This is a genomic window from Pseudomonas sp. PLB05, from assembly GCF_021106615.1.
GTDB classification, from domain to species: Bacteria; Pseudomonadota; Gammaproteobacteria; order Pseudomonadales; family Pseudomonadaceae; genus Chryseomonas; species Chryseomonas benzopyrenica.
In genome coordinates, this window is sequence record NZ_JAJOHO010000004.1 from 405031 (window position 1) to 422678 (window position 17648).

At 65.1% G+C, this 17648-nt stretch carries 9 protein-coding genes; 2 read left to right on the plus strand and 7 right to left on the minus strand.

Going from position 1 to position 17648, the window contains the following annotated elements; genetic code table 11:
* Positions 1 to 52: 52 nt before the first annotated feature.
* Entirely contained in the window at positions 53 to 1255 is a 1203-nt protein-coding gene (pncB, locus tag LRS53_RS19755; RefSeq protein ID WP_231357045.1) for a nicotinate phosphoribosyltransferase, read from the plus strand.
* 27 nt (positions 1256 to 1282) lie between these two features.
* Here pncB and selO read toward each other — a convergent pair whose 3' ends face one another.
* The 3 genes from selO to LRS53_RS19770 form a co-directional block, all read right to left on the minus strand.
* Positions 1283 to 2743, minus strand: a complete 1461-nt coding sequence (gene selO, locus LRS53_RS19760; RefSeq protein ID WP_231357046.1) for a protein adenylyltransferase SelO — start codon at positions 2741 to 2743, stop codon at positions 1283 to 1285.
* Positions 2744 to 2774: 31 nt separating this feature from the next.
* Positions 2775 to 6119 (minus strand): mechanosensitive channel MscK, encoded by a 3345-nt coding sequence (gene mscK, locus LRS53_RS19765; RefSeq protein WP_231357047.1) that lies wholly within the window; start codon positions 6117 to 6119, stop codon positions 2775 to 2777.
* A gap of 98 nt (positions 6120 to 6217) precedes the next feature.
* Entirely contained in the window at positions 6218 to 7957 is a 1740-nt protein-coding gene (locus tag LRS53_RS19770) for a potassium/proton antiporter (protein ID WP_017640096.1), read from the minus strand.
* A 129-nt stretch (positions 7958 to 8086) separates the two neighbouring features.
* Between LRS53_RS19770 and LRS53_RS19775 the strand changes: the two genes are divergently transcribed.
* Complete coding sequence (locus LRS53_RS19775; protein ID WP_231357048.1) at positions 8087 to 8923, plus strand: 23S rRNA (adenine(2030)-N(6))-methyltransferase RlmJ; 837 nt, start codon at positions 8087 to 8089, stop codon at positions 8921 to 8923.
* Between the two features lie 123 nt (positions 8924 to 9046).
* Here the strand turns inward: LRS53_RS19775 and msrA are convergent, their stop codons facing one another.
* The 4 genes from msrA to aceE all read right to left on the minus strand — a co-directional run bounded on the left by msrA (position 9047) and on the right by aceE (position 17333).
* The gene (gene msrA / locus LRS53_RS19780; protein ID WP_231357049.1) at positions 9047 to 9706 is read right to left on the minus strand and encodes a peptide-methionine (S)-S-oxide reductase MsrA; all 660 of its coding nucleotides are present in this window, start codon (positions 9704 to 9706) and stop codon (positions 9047 to 9049) included.
* A gap of 81 nt (positions 9707 to 9787) precedes the next feature.
* Positions 9788 to 12394: a putative bifunctional diguanylate cyclase/phosphodiesterase gene (locus tag LRS53_RS19785; RefSeq protein ID WP_231357050.1), complete on the minus strand. Its 2607-nt coding sequence runs from the start codon at positions 12392 to 12394 to the stop codon at positions 9788 to 9790.
* A 279-nt stretch (positions 12395 to 12673) separates the two neighbouring features.
* Positions 12674 to 14662, minus strand: coding sequence for a dihydrolipoyllysine-residue acetyltransferase (gene aceF / locus LRS53_RS19790; RefSeq protein WP_231357051.1), 1989 nt, complete (start codon positions 14660 to 14662; stop codon positions 12674 to 12676).
* A gap of 28 nt (positions 14663 to 14690) precedes the next feature.
* Entirely contained in the window at positions 14691 to 17333 is a 2643-nt protein-coding gene (gene aceE, locus LRS53_RS19795; RefSeq protein ID WP_231357052.1) for a pyruvate dehydrogenase (acetyl-transferring), homodimeric type, read from the minus strand.
* Between the last annotated feature and the right edge of the window lie 315 nt (positions 17334 to 17648).

Consider the following 17648-nt stretch of genomic DNA (forward strand, 5'->3'; position numbering starts at 1 on the left):
CCGGCAAGTTCGGCATTCTGTCGTCTGACTTCTAGCTGCCGAGCCCCCGCCGATGATGGCCGATAGTTTTTCCGAGCAGGCCGTGCAGAGCCTGCTGGACACCGACTTCTACAAGCTCACCATGATGCAGGCCGTCCTGCACAACTATCCCAATGCGGAAGTCGAGTGGGCCTTTCGCTGCCGCAACGACGAAGACCTGCGGCCCTATCACGCGGCCATCCAGGCCGAGATCGATGCTCTGGCCGATGTCGCCATCAGTGATCGCCAGCTGGAATTTCTCGAACGCATTCCCTTCATCACCCCCGACTTTATCCGCTTCCTGCGGCTGTTTCGTTTCAATCCCTCCTATGTGTTCCTCGGCGAGGAGGAGGGGCGCTTCACCCTGACCCTCAAGGGTCCCTGGCTGCACCTGATCCTGTTCGAGGTACCGATCCTGGCGCTGATCAGCGAGGTGCGCAATCGCCAGCGCCATGCCGACCTACCCCTGCAGCTGGCACGTGATCAGCTCTATCGCAAGTTCGACTGGCTGGCGCGGGAAGCGGGCACCGACGAGTTGGCCGAATTCAAGATGGCCGACTTCGGTACCCGGCGGCGTTTTTCCTATGGTGTGCAGGAGATGGTTGTGCGCAGCCTGAGGGACGACTTTCCCGGTCGCTTCGTCGGTACCAGCAATGTCCACCTGGCGTGGAAGCTGGGTGTGGCGCCCCTGGGCACCATGGCCCACGAGTGGTTGATGGCGCACCAGCAACTGGGGCCACGGTTGATCGACAGCCAGATCGCCGCCCTCGACTGCTGGGTGCGCGAGTATCGCGGTCAGCTCGGTATCGCCCTGACTGATACCATCACCATGGACGCCTTTCTGCGCGATTTCGATCTCTACTTCGCCAAGCTGTTCGACGGCCTGCGCCATGACAGCGGCGATCCCCTGCAGTGGGCGGAAAAGGCCATCGCCCACTACCAGCAGCTGGGCATCGACCCCCTGACCAAGACCCTGGTGTTTTCCGATTCGCTCAATCTGGAAAAGGCCCTCGCGCTGTTTCGCGCCCTGCGCGAGCGGATCAACGTAAGCTTTGGCATCGGCACCCATTTCACCTGTGACATCCCCGGCGTGCAGCCGATGAACATGGTGCTCAAGATGAGTCGCTGCAATGGCCAGCCGGTGGCCAAGATCTCCGACGCCCCGGGCAAGGCCCAGGGCGGTGAGCCGGACTTCCTGCACTATCTAAGGCACGTCTTCCAGGTCAACGGCGCCTGAAGTCCGGCGCCTGGTCGGAGCCGGACTTCAAGACGAGCAGCTGATCTCCAGGTGCTTGCCCCAGTCCGGTGGCCGCTGGGCGAAGCGTTCGCGTCCCGGTTGGGCCTCGAAGGGGCGTGACAGTACCTCGTGCAGCAGGCGCACCTCTTGGTAGTCGCCTGCTTCGGCCTGTTCGATGGCCTGCTGGGCCAGGTAATTGCGCAGCACATACAGCGGATTGACCGCGTTCATGCGCGCGGTACGGTCGGCTGCCGCACCGCCTTCGACGTCCAGGCGGGCGCGATAGGCCTGACTCCAGTCGTCGAAGCCACGCAGGTCGATGAAGTCTTCGCGCACCCGGGCGAGGGCGGCGGCAGGGTGGTCTTCGCCCAGGTGGCGGAAGAACAGATGATAGTCCACACCGCCCTGCTGCATCAGGGCCAGCAGGCGCTCGACCAGCTCCTGATCTTCGTCTCGCGCCTCCTGCAGGCCCAGGCGCCGGCGCATCAGGTCGAGGTAGTGCGCCTGATACAGCGGCAGGAAGAGGGCGATGCTCTCCTGCAGCGTCTCGACCGCCACCTTGGGCGTCAGGGCCTGGGCCAGAGCCGCCAGGTTCCAGTGGGCGATGGGCACCTGGTTGCTGTAGGAGTAGCGCCCGGTGTGATCGGAATGGTTGCAGATGAACTGGGCGTCGAAGTCGTCGAGGAAGGCGAAGGGGCCGAAGTCGAAGGTGAGGCCCAGGATCGAGAAGTTGTCGGTGTTCATCACCCCGTGGCAGAAGCCATAGGCCTGCCAATGGGCGATCAGCCGGGCGTTGCGTTCCACTACCTCGCGGAACAGCGCCGCCCAGGGCTCGGGGGTGGCTAGCAGTTCGGGGAAGTGCGCAGCCAGCACATGCTCGCCCAGTTGCTCCAGCAACTGATGCTGGCGGGTGTAGTAGAAGTACTCGAAGTGACCGAAGCGCACATGGCTGGGGGCCATGCGCAGCAGGGTGGCGCCGGTTTCCAACCGCTCGCGCACCACCTGGGTGGCGGAGCCGATCACGCACAGCGCCCGGGTGGTCGGGATACCCAGGGTGTGCAAGGCCTCGGAGGCGAGGAATTCACGGATGGAGGAGCGCAGCACGGCGCGGCCGTCGCCCATGCGCGAGAAGGGCGTGAGACCGGCGCCCTTGAGGTGCAGATCCCAATGCTCACCGCGGTCGTTGACCACCTCGCCCAACAGCAGGCCGCGGCCATCGCCCAGGCGCGGGTTGTAGGAGCCGAACTGGTGGCCGGAATAGATCATGGCCCTGGGCTCGGCGCTATCCCAGAGCTGGGCCCCGGCGAACACCTGGGTGAATTCGGGGGTCTCGGCCACCGCCGGATCCAGGTCCAACAGCGCCAGGGCGGCGGGCGAGGCGACCACCAGCCGTGGATCGTCCAGCGGCCGGGGGTCGATGCGGGTGGAGAAGTCATCGCCCAGGCGGGCGAATCTGTTGTCGAACGTCAGATCGAGCAGCTGTTTCATGAGTGTCCCGAGATATCCGCGCAGGGGGCCGTCAGGCCTTGGATGGCTTGGGATCCTCGGCTTCCTGCTGGGCATCCCCTTCAGGTAGGAGAGGCTTTTTGCCCAGTTGTTTCTCCGCACCGTGGCGATTCTTCAAGGTGATCTCCATCTGCGGCGTGGACAGCAGGTTGATACCGGCATCGCGCAGCAACTGGTCGACCCGGCGGATCAGCTCATCGGTGGCGGCGCTGCGATCGCCCAGTTCGCGCACATAGATGCGCAATTCGTGGTCCAGGGTGCTGGCGCCATAGTGGGTGATGTGCAGCGAGGGCTCGGGGTCATGCAGCACCCGCGGATTTTCCTTGACCGCCTGCATCATCAACCGCTGGGCCTCGGCCAGATCGCTGCCGCGATTGATGCCGAAGGTCAGCACGATACGGGTGACGGTGTCGGTCAGCGTCCAGTTGATCAGCTGGCTGGTGACGAAGGTCTTGTTCGGCACCACCACCGACTTGCGGTCGGCGTCGGTGATATGGGTGGCGCGGATGCGGATCTTGTTTACCGTGCCGGTCACGTTGCCGATGGTGATGAGATCGCCGACGCGCACCGGGCGCTCGAAGAGGATGATCAGACCGGAGATGAAGTTACCGAAGATCTCCTGCAGACCGAAACCCAGACCGACCGAGAGGGCGGTGGCCAGCCACTGCAGCTTGTCCCAGCTCACCCCCAGGGTCGCCAGGGTGGTCACGGTGCCGAAGCCGACGATGACATAGGACAGCAGGGTGGTGGTGGCGTAGGCGCTGCCCTGGGCCAGATTCAGGCGCGACAGCACCAGGACTTCCAGCAGGCCGGGCAGGTTGCGCGCCAGGGCGACGGTGAGACCGGCGATCACCAGGGCGATGATGAACACCCGCAGCGTCAGGGGCACCTGGGTGGCGGCGGCGCCGGTGCCGCTGGTGTATTGGTAGAGGGTGACGTTGTCCAGGTAGGAGAACACCGCTACCACGTCGGCCCAGACCAGATAGAGCACACCGAGGAAGGCCAGCAGCAGGGTCAGGCGCAACAGCCGCGAGGACTGCTGGTTGACCTGCTCCATGTCCAGGGTCGGCTCCTGCACCACCTCCACGCCCTCGGCGTCTTCCTGCTGCGCCTGGCGCTTCTGGATGGCGCGCTGGTAGGCCAGGCGCCGCGCGGCCACGCTCAGGCCACGGGCCAGGGTGGCTTCGAGGATGATCCAGGCCATCAGCACATAGAGGGTATCCACCAGGCGATCGGTGAGCTTGAGCGCGGTGTAGTAATAGCCAAAGAGCACGGCGAAGAACAGCACGGCTGGAATGGCGGTGATCATCAGGCCGAGCAACAGGCGGAAGAACGGCAGGCGCTCGCGGGCGGTGGCATTGAGCAGGGAGCGACCCAGCATCCAGGCCAGGCTGGCATAGGCGATCAGGACGATGAGAATGCCCAGGACATCGTCGGCCAGACCGGCCAGCTGACGTTCGGCGATGGCCACCACCGCCATCAGTGCCAGGGCCAGCAGGCCCACGCGTCTGACCAGCCGGCGCAGGGACTGCGCCTGGGGCCGGGCCCAGCGGAAGTGGGTCTCGGCGACGCCGCCGGAGGCCAGCAGGCGATACACCGTGTAGAACACCAGCCAACCGGCGGCCATTTCCAGCAGCGCCGCACCAATGGCGGCGTTGACGCCGCGTTCGTCCCCTTCGAGGGCCACGCCGCCCAGCCAGAGCACCAGACTCGCCGGCAGGCCGAGGAGAATGGTGAGCAGTACGGCCTGCGGCGTGTGCAGTTGACTGTCGCGCTGGTAGTGACCGATATCCTGGTTGAGCTTGCTGACCTGGGCATGGATGCGGGGTCGCTGCCAGATCAGGGTGGCGAAGGCCAGGACCAGCGGCAGCAGCAGCAGCGGGCGCTCGGCCAGGCCGACATAGAGTTCATGCAGGCTGGAGCCCCAGGGCACGTCGCGCAGTTGCTGCATCAGCTTGCGGGGCGCGGTCTTGACCCAGTTCCAGTCCAGCGGCTTGTTGCTGGGAATCCAGAACATCTGCTCGTCGAGGGTGCCGCGCAGGCTGCTGATGGTGGTCTGCAACTGACGCTGGTTGAGTTGCAGGTCGATGGACTCGCTGAGCAGGGCATTGAGCTCGGTGTTGAGACGCTCCTGCAATTCGCTGCGGGTCTTGAGCAGGTCGAGCAACTGCTGGCGTAGCTGCGGCGTGGTCTTTTCCGGCGGCTGCTGGGCCAGCAGATTGCTGACGTAGGCATCCGGATTGGCGATCTGGGCGCGCTGCTGGTTGAGCTCGAACTGATAGAGGCGCAGATCGGCGATGTCGTCAGTGAGATCCTTGTTGACCTTGACCGAGGGTAGCGCGGCACGCTGCTGGTAGAGCAGCTTGGACAGCAGCACGCTGCCCTTGAGCACGCCGATCTGCTGTTCCATGTTCTCGCTGGTCTGCTTGAGCTGATCCAGCTGCTGGCGGGACTCCAGATTGCGGCGATTGAGATCGTTGAGTCGATCGGTGGCGCGCAGCAGGTAGTCGGACAGTTGCAGATTGAGCCCGGTCTCCTGGGACAGCACATCGTCCCCGGCAGTCTTTTCGGACTCCCGCGAGGCTTCGGCCAGGGTCTTTTCCGACTGCTGGCGCCGCTTGCCGCTGATCAGCGTCTGCAGGTCCAGGGTCTCCTGCTCGTAACGCTTCACCTGCTCGGTGAACAGCTCCCTGCGAATGGCGCCGAGATCCTGCAGCACGCTGTTGCCCGCCAGCTCCTGGCGCAACAGCTGGATCTGCGCGCCCGCCGCCGCCTGCTCCGCCAGCAGTTGCCCGCGCCGCTCGGCGGTCAACGCCTTGGCGTTCTCGCGTCCACTCTTGAGCAGATCGGCGATCTGCTGCAGGCGCGTCTGCAAATTGGCGATGTCCACCTGGGCGCGCTCGGGGCGGGTCTGGGCATTGATCACCAGGCTGTTGGCGGCGTTCAGATCGTCCTGCACGCTGTTGAGCGCCAGACTGGTCTCGCTCAGCCGCTGCTCCAGGGCCTGAGGAGTCGCGCCGGCATAGCGCTGTTCGGCCGGCTTGATCGGCTCGGCGCGCAGGCGGGCCAGTTGTCGCTGGGCGTCCTTGGTCTGCTGCGGGGCCTGGGCCAGCTGCTGGCGCAGATCGGCCAGCTGCTTGACGTACTGGTCGCGCTGGTCGAGCAGCTTGAGGGTCAGCTGCAGGCTCTCCTGGGCGGCGCTCTGCTCGGCGGCGGGCAGCTTGCGATCGGCCAGAGCGCTCAGATTCTGCTGGACCTGCTGCGCGTCGGGCGGCCCGGAATCCTGAGCCACGGCGGGAAGGGTGAACAGGCAGCCGCAGAGGGCGGCGGCGCGAAGCAGAGCGGACAGGCGGTGCATGCGGCAGGCGTCGGGCAGTGGAAAGGCGCGAGGTTAAAGCCAGGCTGCCTGGGGTGCAAGGCGGCGGCCCTCAAGCCGCGAACCCCGTTCATCCACCGTTAAAGAAAGAGCGCGGGTCCGCTGCTGCTGCCTTCGGGAAACTTCACGCCGACCTTGCGCACGCGCTTGTTCTCGATGGCCGCAACGATCCAGACCAGGCCGTTCCACTCTACCAGGTCGCCGACGATGGGTTCGCCGCCGATCTGGTGGGTGATGAAGCTGCCGAGGCGCTGGTTGCCGTCCACTTCGCCCAGTTGCAGGCCGTACAGCGCGGCCACCGCGCTGAGTTCGGCATCGGCTTCCAGGACGAAGTCGCCGAAGAATCTCTGGGTCTGCTGCGGCGCCTGGCTGAACAGGCGGCCCAGGGCGGGTAGATCGTGCTCATGGCCGACCACGCAGAGGATGTCACCGGCTTCCAGGGTGGTACTGCCGGAGGGGTGCAGCAGGGTCTCGCCGCGGAACAGCGCGGCGATGCGGGTGCCCTCGGGCATCTTCAGCTCGCGCAGGGCGGCGCCGATGCACCATTTTTCGGCGCCCAGGCGATAGATGAACAACTCCCACTCGCTGGTCGGATGGACCTGCAGGCCGGCGCGGGAGAAGGGCGCCGGCTCCGGTGGCACCGTCACCTTGAGCAGCTTGGCCGCCAGCGGCAGGCTGGAGCCCTGCACCAGCAGCGACACCAGCACGATGAAGAAGGCCACGTTGAAGAACAGCTGGGCCTGGGGCAGTCCGGCCATCATCGGGAACACCGCGAGGATGATGGGGACCGCGCCACGCAGCCCGACCCAGGCGATAAAGGCCTTTTCCCGGTCATGGAAGGCGCGGAAGGGCAAGAGGCCGATGGCCACCGACAGCGGGCGGGCGACCAGGATCATCCACAGCGCCAGGCCCAGGGCGGGCAGGGCGATGGGCAGCAGGTTGTGCGGCTCCACCAGCAGGCCCAGCACCAGGAACATGCCGATCTGCGCCAGCCAGGCCATGCCGTCGAGCATGTGCAGCATGCCATGGCGGCTGCGGATCGGCAGATTGCCCATCAGCAGACCGGCGAGGTAGACCGCGAGGATGCCACTGCCATGGGCGGCGTTGGTCAGGGCGAAGATCAGCAGACCACCGCTGATGGCCAGCAGCGGATAGAGGCCGTCGGCGAGGTGGATGCGGTTGATCAGCTGCAGCAGCAGCCAGCCACCGCCCAGGCCGATCACCCCGCCGATGGCGAATTCGCTGACGAAATGACCGAGCAGGCTCCAGCTGAAGCCGCTCTCGCCGCTGGCGAGCATCTCGATCAGGGTCACGGTGAGAAACACCGCCATGGGGTCGTTGCTGCCGGATTCGATCTCCAGGCTGGCGGTGACCCGTTCGTTGAGGCCACGCCCTCCGAGCAGGGAAAACACCGCCGCGGCATCGGTGGAGCCGACGATGGCGCCGATCAGCAGGCCCTGCAGCAGGCTGAGATCGAACAGCCAGGCCGCAGCCAAGCCGGTCAGGCCAGTGGTGATCATCACCCCCACCGTCGCCAGCGACAGCGCCGGCCAGAGCGCCACGCGGAAGCTCGATACCCGGGTGCGCATGCCGCCGTCGAGCAGGATCACCGCCAGCGCCAGATTGCCCACCAGGTAGGCCATCGGATAGTTGTCGAAGGCGATGTGACCGGGGCCGTCGACGCCGGCGAACATGCCGACCACCAGGAAGATCACCAGGATCGGGATGCCGACCCGCGAGGAAATCGAACTGACCAGAATCGACAGGCCGATCAGCACCGCACCGATCAAGAACAAGCTGTTGATGGTGACGGCGTCCAAGCGTGACTCCTGGGGCAAAGAAATGAAGAACCTAGGGATTTAACCCGCTGCACGGCCAGGGTGTCAAAGCGCGACGCCGCTGGCGCCCGAGGAAGGCGGTACACTGTAGGGCTGACGCTGGAGTATCCCATGAATTACCGACACGCCTTCCATGCCGGCAATCACGCCGATGTCTTCAAGCACGCCACCCTGTTGCGCCTGGCCGCGCTGCTGGCGCGCAAGGAGGCACCCTTCGCCTATCTGGACAGCCATTCCGGCGTGGGTCGCTATGACCTGGCCGGCGACCAGGCCAGTCGTACCGACGAATGGCGCGAAGGGATCGGTCGGCTGTGGGCGCTGGACGCCGCACCGGCCGCCTTCGTCGGCTATCGCGAAGCGGTGGCGGCGCTCAACCCCGATGGCGCGCTGCGCTACTATCCCGGCTCGCCCGAGTTGATGCGCCAGGCCTTGAGGCCCCAGGATCGGCTGCTGCTGAACGAACTGCACCCCGAGGATGGTCGCCTGCTCAAGGAAAATATGGCCGGTGATCGCCGGGTAGCGGTGCACCAGAAGGACGGCTGGCTGCTGCCGCGGGCGCTGCTGCCGGTGCCCGAGCGCCGGGCACTGCTGCTGATCGATCCGCCCTTTGAGAAGGCCGATGAGCTGGAGCGTTGCGTCAAGGCGGTCACCGAGGCCATCGGCCGGATGCGCCAGACGGTGATCGCCCTCTGGTATCCGATCAAGGATCGCCGCCAGCTCAGGCGTTTCCATGCGGGTCTGCAGGCCAGCGGCGCGCCCAAGCTGCTCAACGTCGAATTGCTGATCCGCGCGGCGGACGACCCCACCCGGCTCAATGGCTCGGGACTGGCCATCGTCAATCCGCCCTGGGGATTGGAGGAAGAGCTGCGCGAGTTGCTCCCCTGGCTGGCCGAGCACCTGGCCCAGGGCGAAGGCAGCTGGCGGCTGGAGTGGCTGATCGCGGAATAAGGGAGGGGCAACGTTGGGCTTCGCTGCGCTCAACCCAACCTACGAACAGCTTGGCGTAGGTTGGGCTGAGGCAGTTCTATCGCCGAAGCCCAACGATCCCCAGGTAAGCCGAGCGAAGTGCGATCAGACCGCCAGACTGGGCGGCAAGCACACGCCGGTACCGGCCAGACCGCAATAGCCGTTGGGATTCTTCGCCAGGTACTGCTGGTGATAGGCCTCGGCGTAGTAGAAGGGCGGCAAAGGAGCGATCTCGGTGGTGATCTCGCCATAACCGGCCTCGGCCAATTGAGCCTGGAAGGCGGCCTGGCTGGCTTCGAAGGCCTCGCGCTGGCTGTCGTCGCTGTAATACAGCGCCGAGCGATACTGGGTACCGACATCATTGCCCTGGCGCATGCCCTGGGTCGGGTCGTGGGCTTCCCAGAAGATCTTCAGCAGCGCCTTCAGCGAGGTCTGGGCCGGATCGAACACCACCAGCACCACCTCGGTATGACCGGTCAGGCCGGAGCACACCTCTTCGTAGGTCGGGTTAGGGGTATGGCCGCCCGCGTAACCGGCGGCGGTGGTCCAGACCCCCGGTTGTTGCCAGAAACGCCGCTCGACGCCCCAGAAGCAGCCCATGCCCAGCACCAGACTCTGCAGCCCGGCGGGGAAGGGGCCTTGCAACGGATTGCCGTTGACGTAGTGGGCGGCGGGTACGGCCATGGCCGTCTCGCGGCCGGGCAGCGCCTGCTCGGCGGCGGGCAGGTGGGTCTTCTTGGTCAGGATTTCGGAACGCAGGACCATGGGATACCTCGTGGGAAAGGGCCAGGCGAAAAGCTCAGTGTACGCAAAATCGCTGCAGCGGGGTCGAGTCCGCTCGGCGGGTCAGCGCGTCGGCAGGTAACGCGCCAGGGCGGCGTCGAGCTGGTCGGCCGGGATGGGCTTGTCGAACAGATAGCCCTGGCCGATATCGCAACAATGATGGCGCAGGAAAGCCAGCTGTTCGGTCGTCTCGATGCCCTCGGCAACCACCTGCAGCCGCAGGTTGTGGGCCATGGCGATCACCGCGGAGGTGATTTCCATGTCGTCCTGGTTGTCCGGGATGTCCTTGATGAAACTCCTGTCGATCTTGATGATGTCGATGGGGAATTTTTTCAAGTAGCTGAGCGACGAATAACCGGTGCCGAAGTCGTCCATCGCCAGGCTCATGCCCAGCCGCTTGAGGGCTTCGAGGGTGTTGCGGGTAGCGTCGGTGGCATCCAGCAGCAGGCTTTCGGTCAGCTCCAGCTCCAGCCGCTTGGGCGCGATGTCTTCCTCGTTGAGGATGGTGACGAAGGACTGCACCAGGTCGGGATCGGTGAACTGCTTGGGTGACAGGTTGATGGCGATCTGCAGGTCGTCGAAGCCGGCGGCGTCGAGACGGTGCAGCTGGCGACAGACCTCGCGGATGATCCACTTGCCGATGGGCACGATGAGCCCGGTTTCCTCGGCGATGCTGATGAACTGGTCCGGGCGGATCATGCCCTTTTCCGGATGCTGCCAGCGGATCAGGGCTTCCAGGCCAAGCAGCTTGGCGCGCTTCAGGCAAACCTTGGGCTGGTAATGCACCAGCAATTCGTTCTGCTCCAGGGCGCGGCGCAGGTTGTTCTGCACGAACAGCTTGTTGCTGGCCTCGGCGATCAGCGCCTCGGTGAACACCTGGACCTGATGGCCGCCGGTGGCCTTGGCCCTGTGCAGGGCGAGACCGGCGTGCTTGATCAGGGTCTGCGGATCGGTTTCGTGCGGCCTGGCGGTGGTCAGACCGATAGAGCAACTGATCAGGGTCGGGTAGCCTTCCACATAGAGCGGCGGATCCAGGGCTACCAGGGTGTCGCGAGCCAGGCTGGTGGCGGACACCGCATCCATGCCGTCGAGCAGCACGGCGAATTCGTTGCTGGCGATGCGCGCGATCAGCGCGCCCTTGCCCAGAGCGCTGCGCAGGCGCCGGGCCAGGCCCACCAGCAGCTGGTCGCCGATGCGATGACCCAGGCTGTCGTTGACTCTCTTGAAGTTGTCGACGTCCACCAGCAGCAGCGAGTGCTCGCTGCTTGGATTGGACTGCTCCAGGCGCTCTTCCAGGCGGGCAATGAAGTGGCTGCGGTTGGCCAGCCCGGTAAGGCTGTCGCGAAACACCATCTCGTCGTTGTGCTGCTGGGCGAAGCGGGTCTTGCTGGTGTCCTGGAAGATACCCAGATAGCCCTGCAGGTCGCCGTTGGGCTGCTGGATCTTGGACAGCGACAGCTGGCCCCAGTAGGTCTCGCCGTCGCGGCGATAGCACCGCAATTCGCCCTGCCAGCTGTCCTGGTGCGCCAGGTGCTGCCAGGCTTCGTAGAGCAGCTCGCTCCAGTTCTCCAGGGCCGGCAGGGATTCGACGTGCAGGCCCTGCAGCTTGGCGATGGGATAGCCGGTGATGCGGGCGAAGCTGTCGGTGGCGTGCTCCAGGCGACCGCCGGCATCCAGCAGTAGGAAGGCATCGTTGCTGGCTTCCATCACCCGGGTGAGGGGGTGGGCGACCTTCGGCAAGCGCTCCGGCTGCTGGAGCAGGGCAGCCAGACATTCCGCCAGGCTGCGGGCGAAGGCGACGTCCTCGACCTCCCAGGTAGCTGGCCGGTCCCGTCTCAGGCAGAGCAGGCCGATCAGCTGATTCTCGTGCAGCAGCGCCACGTCCAGGGCCGTTCCGCCTCCGGTATGGGAAGGGTGCAGCACCTGGCTGGCGTCTTCGATCACGCCCTGCTCACGCAACCGGCGGCGGTGGTCGCTGCACAGCGTGGGCAGGCGCTCTTCCTTGCACAGGGTGACGAGGCCATTGCCTTCGTAGCGCCACAGGCTGAGCTCATCCACGGCAAAGGCGGCCGGGCCCTGGGCACGCAGCAGCTGCACCAGTTCGTCGTCGACCGGCGTCTGTCTCAGGGCCAGCCGGGACAATTCGAGCAGTAGGGTCTGCCGCGCCTGGGCCATCCCCAGCCGTTGCTGGCTGTGGTCCTGGCTTTCCTGCAGGAGCGCCAGGGTCGACCGCAGGGCCAGGTTGTGGGCTTCCCATTCGCCGGCCAGGGCATCGTCGTTCATCACCCGCAGCAGATAGCCGCGTAGCAGGGGGCGACCATGACGCTGCAGGCTCTCGCCCACCTCGACGACCTGGCAGGGGGCCGTGGTGGAATGGAACAGGTAACGCACCTGATAGCTGCCATGCTCGGCGAGTTGCAGCTGGATGTCCTCGTGCAGGCGATGACGGACGCTGGGCTCCATCAGGCTGGCATAGGGGGCATCGATGAGCGAACACAGCGCCTGGGCGGGCAGGCCGAGGCTGGCCTCACAGCGGGAGTCGAGATAGAGCATCGCCCAGGAGGCTTCATTCAGACGCTCGAAGCGCAGCAAGCCCAATCGGGCAGGAGCGCTGAGCGCGCCCGCCTGATCGGCTACCGCGGCATCGGCAGCATCGGAGTGAATACTCATGCGAGGGTCCGCGTCCTTGTGAAGACGGAAAAAGGTCCTAGGGTTATCGGAAAGGATAGACAAATCATTAATCCTTCTTCCTCTCCGTCTCGCCAGCGCTCTGGGATAGCTGTCAAGGTTGCCCGATAGGGCCCAAGGCATGCAAGGGGCGACGCTCAGGGCGCTCATCCTACCTTTTTCCTGGATCTTTCGGTTGATCTGGCAGCAAAAACCCCGCATGAGCGGGGTTCTTGCTACACCAGAAGACGGTAGCGGGAAGCCATTACCGTCCTGTGGCGTTTACAGCAGCAGGCTGCGGATTTCCGCCAGCAGATCGCCCAGGCGCTTGGTGAAGCGCGCGGCAGCTGCCCCGTTGATCACGCGGTGATCGTAGGACAGCGACAGCGGCAGCATCAGGCGCGGCTGGAAGGTCTTGCCGTCCCAGACCGGCTGCATGCTGGCCTTGGACACGCCGAGGATCGCCACTTCCGGGGCATTGACGATCGGCGTGAAGCCGGTACCGCCGATGTGACCCAGGCTGGAAATGGTGAAGCAGGCGCCCTGCATGTCGTCACCGCTGAGCTTCTTGGTCCGCGCCTTTTCCGCCAGTTGGGCGGCTTCGGCGGCGAGTTGCAGGAGGCTCTTCTGGTCGACGTTGCGGATGACCGGGACCAGCAGGCCGTCTGGGGTGTCCACGGCGAAGCCGATATGCACGTACTTCTTGCGGATCACCGCCTTGCCGCTGGGGGCCAGGGAGGCGTTGAAGTCCGGCAGTTCCTTGAGCACATGGGCACAGGCCTTGAGCAGGAACGGCAGGATGGTCAGCTTGACGCCGGCCTTTTCCGCGACGGCTTTCTGGCCGACCCGGAAGGCTTCCAGATCGGTCACGTCGGACTGGTCGAACTGGGTCACGTGGGGCACGTTCAGCCAGCTGCGATGCAGGTTGTTGGCACCGACCTGCATGAGGCGCGTCATCGGCACCTCTTCGATCTCGCCGAACTTGCTGAAGTCCACGGTGGGGATCGGCGGGATGCCGGCACCACCGGTGGCACCTGCAGCCGCGGCCGGAGCCGCCTTGCTCTTCTGCAGCTGATCCTTGACGTAGGCCTGGACGTCTTCCTTGAGGATGCGGCCCTTGGGACCGGTCGGGGTGACCTCGCCCAGATCGACGCCGAACTCACGGGCGACCATGCGCACGGCCGGGCCGGCATGGACCTTCTTGCCCTTGCCGGCGGCGGGTGCGCTGGCCGGGGCGGCAGCCTTGGCCGGAGCCTCGGCTTTCTTCTCGGCAGACGGTGCGCTGGCGACGGTGTTGCCGACAGCCGGCTTGGCCGCCTGCTTGGGCGCGGCACCGGCCACCTTCAGGGTCAGGATCAGATCACCGGTCTTGGCCTGGTCATTGACCTTGATGGCGACGCTTTCCACCACGCCCGCCTTGGGCGCCGGGATTTCCATGCTGGCCTTGTCGGACTCCAGCACGATCAGCGACTGCTCGGCCTTGACCTGGTCACCGGCCTTGACCAGCACCTCGATGACGTTGGCACTACCGGTGGAGCCGATGTCGGGGACCTTGATCTCCTCGACCGACTCACCGGCCGGCTCGGCGGCAGCTTCCTCGTGCAGCTCGGGCTCGGCGGCTTCCTTGGCGGGCTTGTCGCCGGCCTTGGATTCGACGCTCTTGCTCGGCTTGGCATTGGCGGCGCCCTTGAGCACCAGGATCAGATCGCCGGTGCCGACTTCGTCGCCGACCTTGACGGAAACGCTCTCCACCACGCCCGCGGCGGGGGAGGGGATTTCCATGCTGGCCTTGTCGGATTCCAGGGTGATCAGCGTCTGCTCGGCGGCGATGGTGTCGCCGGGCTTGACCGCCACCTCGATGATGCTGGCCTTGCCGCTGGAGCCGATGTCCGGAACGTGAATTTCCTGGGACTCGCCTTCGCCGGCGGACGCCGAAGCGTCCTCGTCGCCGGCCGGCGTCGGGGTTTCGCTTTCCTCGACCTGGGTCTGCTTGGACTCGGCCTTGGGTTCGGCGGCGGGTTCGCTGCCGGTGGCGGCGTCCTCGCCTTCCAGGTCGATCAGCAGATCACCGGTCTTGAGGGTGTCGCCGACCTTGATGTGCAGGGCGGCGATCTTGCCGGCCTTGGGGGCCGGGATCTCCATGCTGGCCTTGTCGGACTCCAGCACCACCAGGCTCTGTTCGGCCTCGACGGTATCGCCGACCTTCACCAGCAGCTCGATGACTTCGCCGTCGCCACTGCCGATGTCGGGTACGCGGATGGTCTCGCTCACAGTTGTTTCCTCTTATCCGTGTGCCGCATCAGCAATCCAGGGGATTGCGCTTCTCGGTGTCGATGCCGAACTTGGTGATGGCGTCGGCCACGACCTTGCGTTCCAGCTTGCCTTGGTTGGCCAGCGCCTGCAGAGCGGCGACGGCGACCCAGCGGCGGTCGACCTCGAAGTGATCACGCAGCTTCTTGCGGCTGTCGCTGCGACCGAAGCCGTCGGTACCCAGCACCTGGAATTCGGTGGGGACCCACTGGCGGATCTGGTCGGCGAACAGCTTCATGTAGTCGGTGGAGGCGATGACCGGACCCTGGCGCTCGCCCAGGCACTGCTCGACATAGGTCAGGCGGCGCTCTTCCAGCGGGTGCAGGCGATTCCAGCGATCCACGGCCAGGCCTTCACGGCGCAGTTCGTTGAAGCTGGTGACGCTCCAGATGTCGGCGCCGACGCCCATCTCGCGCAGCAGGCCAGCGGCAGCGCGGACCTCGTTGAGGATGGTGCCCGAGCCCAGCAGCTGGACGCGGTGCTTGAAGTCGCCTTGCTCTTCTTCCAGCAGGTACATGCCCTTGATGATGCCGTCTTCGACACCTGCGGGCATGGCCGGCTGCTGGTAGTTCTCGTTCATCACGGTGATGTAGTAGAAGACGCTCTGCTGCAGTTCCATCATCTGATGGATGCCTTCGCGCATGATCACCGCCAGCTCGTAGGCGTAGGTGGGATCGTAGCTGCGGCAGTTGGGGATGGTGCCGGCCAGGATGTGGCTGTGACCGTCCTCGTGCTGCAGGCCTTCGCCGTTGAGGGTGGTACGCCCGGAGGTGCCGCCCAGCAGGAAGCCGCGGGTCTGGGCATCGCCTGCCGCCCAGGCCAGGTCGCCGATACGCTGGAAGCCGAACATCGAATAGAAGATGTAGACCGGCAGCATGGGCTGGTTGTAATTGCTGTAGGCGGTACCGGCGGCGATGAAGGAGGACATGGCGCCTGCCTCGTTGAGGCCTTCCTGGAGGATCTGGCCGTCCTTCTCTTCGCGGTAGTACATCACCTGGTCGCGATCGACCGGCTCATAGAGCTGGCCGTGGGGCGAGTAGATGCCCAACTGGCGGAACATGCCTTCCATGCCGAAGGTACGGGCCTCGTCGGCGAGGATGGGCACGATGCGCTTGCCCAGGTCCTTGTCCTTGACCAGTTGCGACAGGATGCGGCCGAAGGCCATGGTGGTGGAGATCTCGCGATCACCGGAGCCGTCCAGCACCGCCTTCAGGGTTTCCAGGGGCGGGGTGGGGATGCTCAGGCTGCGCGCGCGACGCTGGGGCAGGTGACCGCCCAGGGACTCGCGACGGCTCATCAGGTACTTCATCTCGGCACTGTCGTCGGCCGGACGATAGAAGGGCAGTTCGCTGAGCTGGGAATCGTTCAGCGGGATGTCGAAGCGATCGCGGAATTTCTTCAGCGACTCCACATCGACCTTCTTGGTGTTGTGCGCGGTGTTCTTGGCTTCGCCCGCACCGGTGCCGTAGCCCTTGATGGTCTTGGCCAGGATGACGGTGGGCTGGCCCTTGTGGTTGACCGCCTGGTGGTAGGCCGCATAGACCTTGTAGGGGTCGTGACCGCCACGGTTGAGCTTCCAGATCTCGTCGTCGGACAGGTCCTCGACCATCTTGAGCAGCTCGGGATTGGCGCCGAAGAAGTGCTTGCGCACATAGGCACCGTCCTTGGCCTTGTAGTTCTGGTATTCACCATCGACCACGGCGTCCATGCGTTGCTGCATGCGACCTTCGGTGTCGCGGGCGAACAGCGGATCCCACATACGGCCCCAGAGGACCTTGGTGACGTTCCAGTCGGCGCCGCGGAAGATGCCTTCCAGTTCCTGGACGATCTTGCCGTTGCCCCGTACCGGGCCGTCGAGGCGCTGCAGGTTGCAGTTGATGACGAAGATCAGGTTGTCGAGGTTCTCGCGGCCGGCCAGGGAGATGGCACCCAGGGTTTCCGGCTCGTCGCACTCGCCGTCGCCGATGAAGCACCAGACCTTCTGCTTGCCGGCGGGGATGTAGCCGCGGTTCTCCAGGTACTTCATGAAGCGGGCCTGGTAGATGGCGGTGATCGGACCCAGACCCATGGAGACGGTCGGGAACTGCCAGAAGTCGGGCATCAGGTGCGGGTGCGGGTAGCTCGACAGCCCCTTGCCGTCCACTTCCTGACGGAAGTTGTTCATCTGGTCTTCGGAGAGGCGGCCTTCCAGGAAGGCACGGGCGTAGACGCCAGGCGAGGCATGGCCCTGGTAGTAGATCAGGTCGCCGCCGTGCTCTTCGTTGGGCGCCTTCCAGAAATAGTTGAAGCCGATGTCATAGAGGGTGGCGCTGGAGGCGAAGGTGGAGATGTGACCACCCAGATCCGGATCCTTGAGGTTGGCGCGCATGACCATCGCCAGGGCGTTCCAGCGAACCAGCGAGCGGATGCGCCGCTCCATGAACAGGTCGCCCGGCATGTGGGCTTCCCGGGTCACTGGAATGGTGTTGCGATAGGGGGTATTGATGGAGTAGGGCAGCTGGGTACCACTGCGGGTAGCCAGTTCGCCCATGCGGGTCATCAGATAATGAACGCGCTCCTCGCCTTCGTGGTCGAGGACGGACTCCAGGGCGTCCAGCCATTCCTGGGTTTCGACGGGATCGAGATCTTGCATGGCTTGCTCCAGGGCGGAAAGGCTTCCAAAATCGGTCGCCTCAGGGTCGCCGCCGGCCTCTTGGGGGCAGCGAAAATTCTTGGATTTATGACCGGACGGTTCCGATCGGCGTGTAGTTTTACTACAAATTCAAATCCGTTTCAGCTCCGAGCTGTAATGCGATAAAAAACAATTCGACGTTTGTCGAACGCGCTGCTCATGGGCTCGCGAACTCCGAACCGCGGACGTGAAAACGGTTCCCGCTCGGACCAGGTGGTCCGTCGGAATGTCCCTGGCATGGGGTTCGCGGCAGGGTGGTGGGGTTCGACCGTCCCT

Bases quoted from the DNA above. Each gene is read 5' to 3' on its own strand.
- pncB (WP_231357045.1), top strand. From the start codon at position 53: ATGATGGCCGATAGTTTTTCCGAGCAGGCCGTGCAGAGCCTGCTGGAC.
- selO (WP_231357046.1), bottom strand. From the start codon at position 2,743: ATGAAACAGCTGCTCGATCTGACGTTCGACAACAGATTCGCCCGCCTG.
- mscK (WP_231357047.1), bottom strand. From the start codon at position 6,119: ATGCACCGCCTGTCCGCTCTGCTTCGCGCCGCCGCCCTCTGCGGCTGC.
- LRS53_RS19775 (WP_231357048.1), top strand. From the start codon at position 8,087: ATGAATTACCGACACGCCTTCCATGCCGGCAATCACGCCGATGTCTTC.
- msrA (WP_231357049.1), bottom strand. From the start codon at position 9,706: ATGGTCCTGCGTTCCGAAATCCTGACCAAGAAGACCCACCTGCCCGCC.
- LRS53_RS19785 (WP_231357050.1), bottom strand. From the start codon at position 12,394: ATGAGTATTCACTCCGATGCTGCCGATGCCGCGGTAGCCGATCAGGCG.
- aceE (WP_231357052.1), bottom strand. From the start codon at position 17,333: ATGCAAGATCTCGATCCCGTCGAAACCCAGGAATGGCTGGACGCCCTG.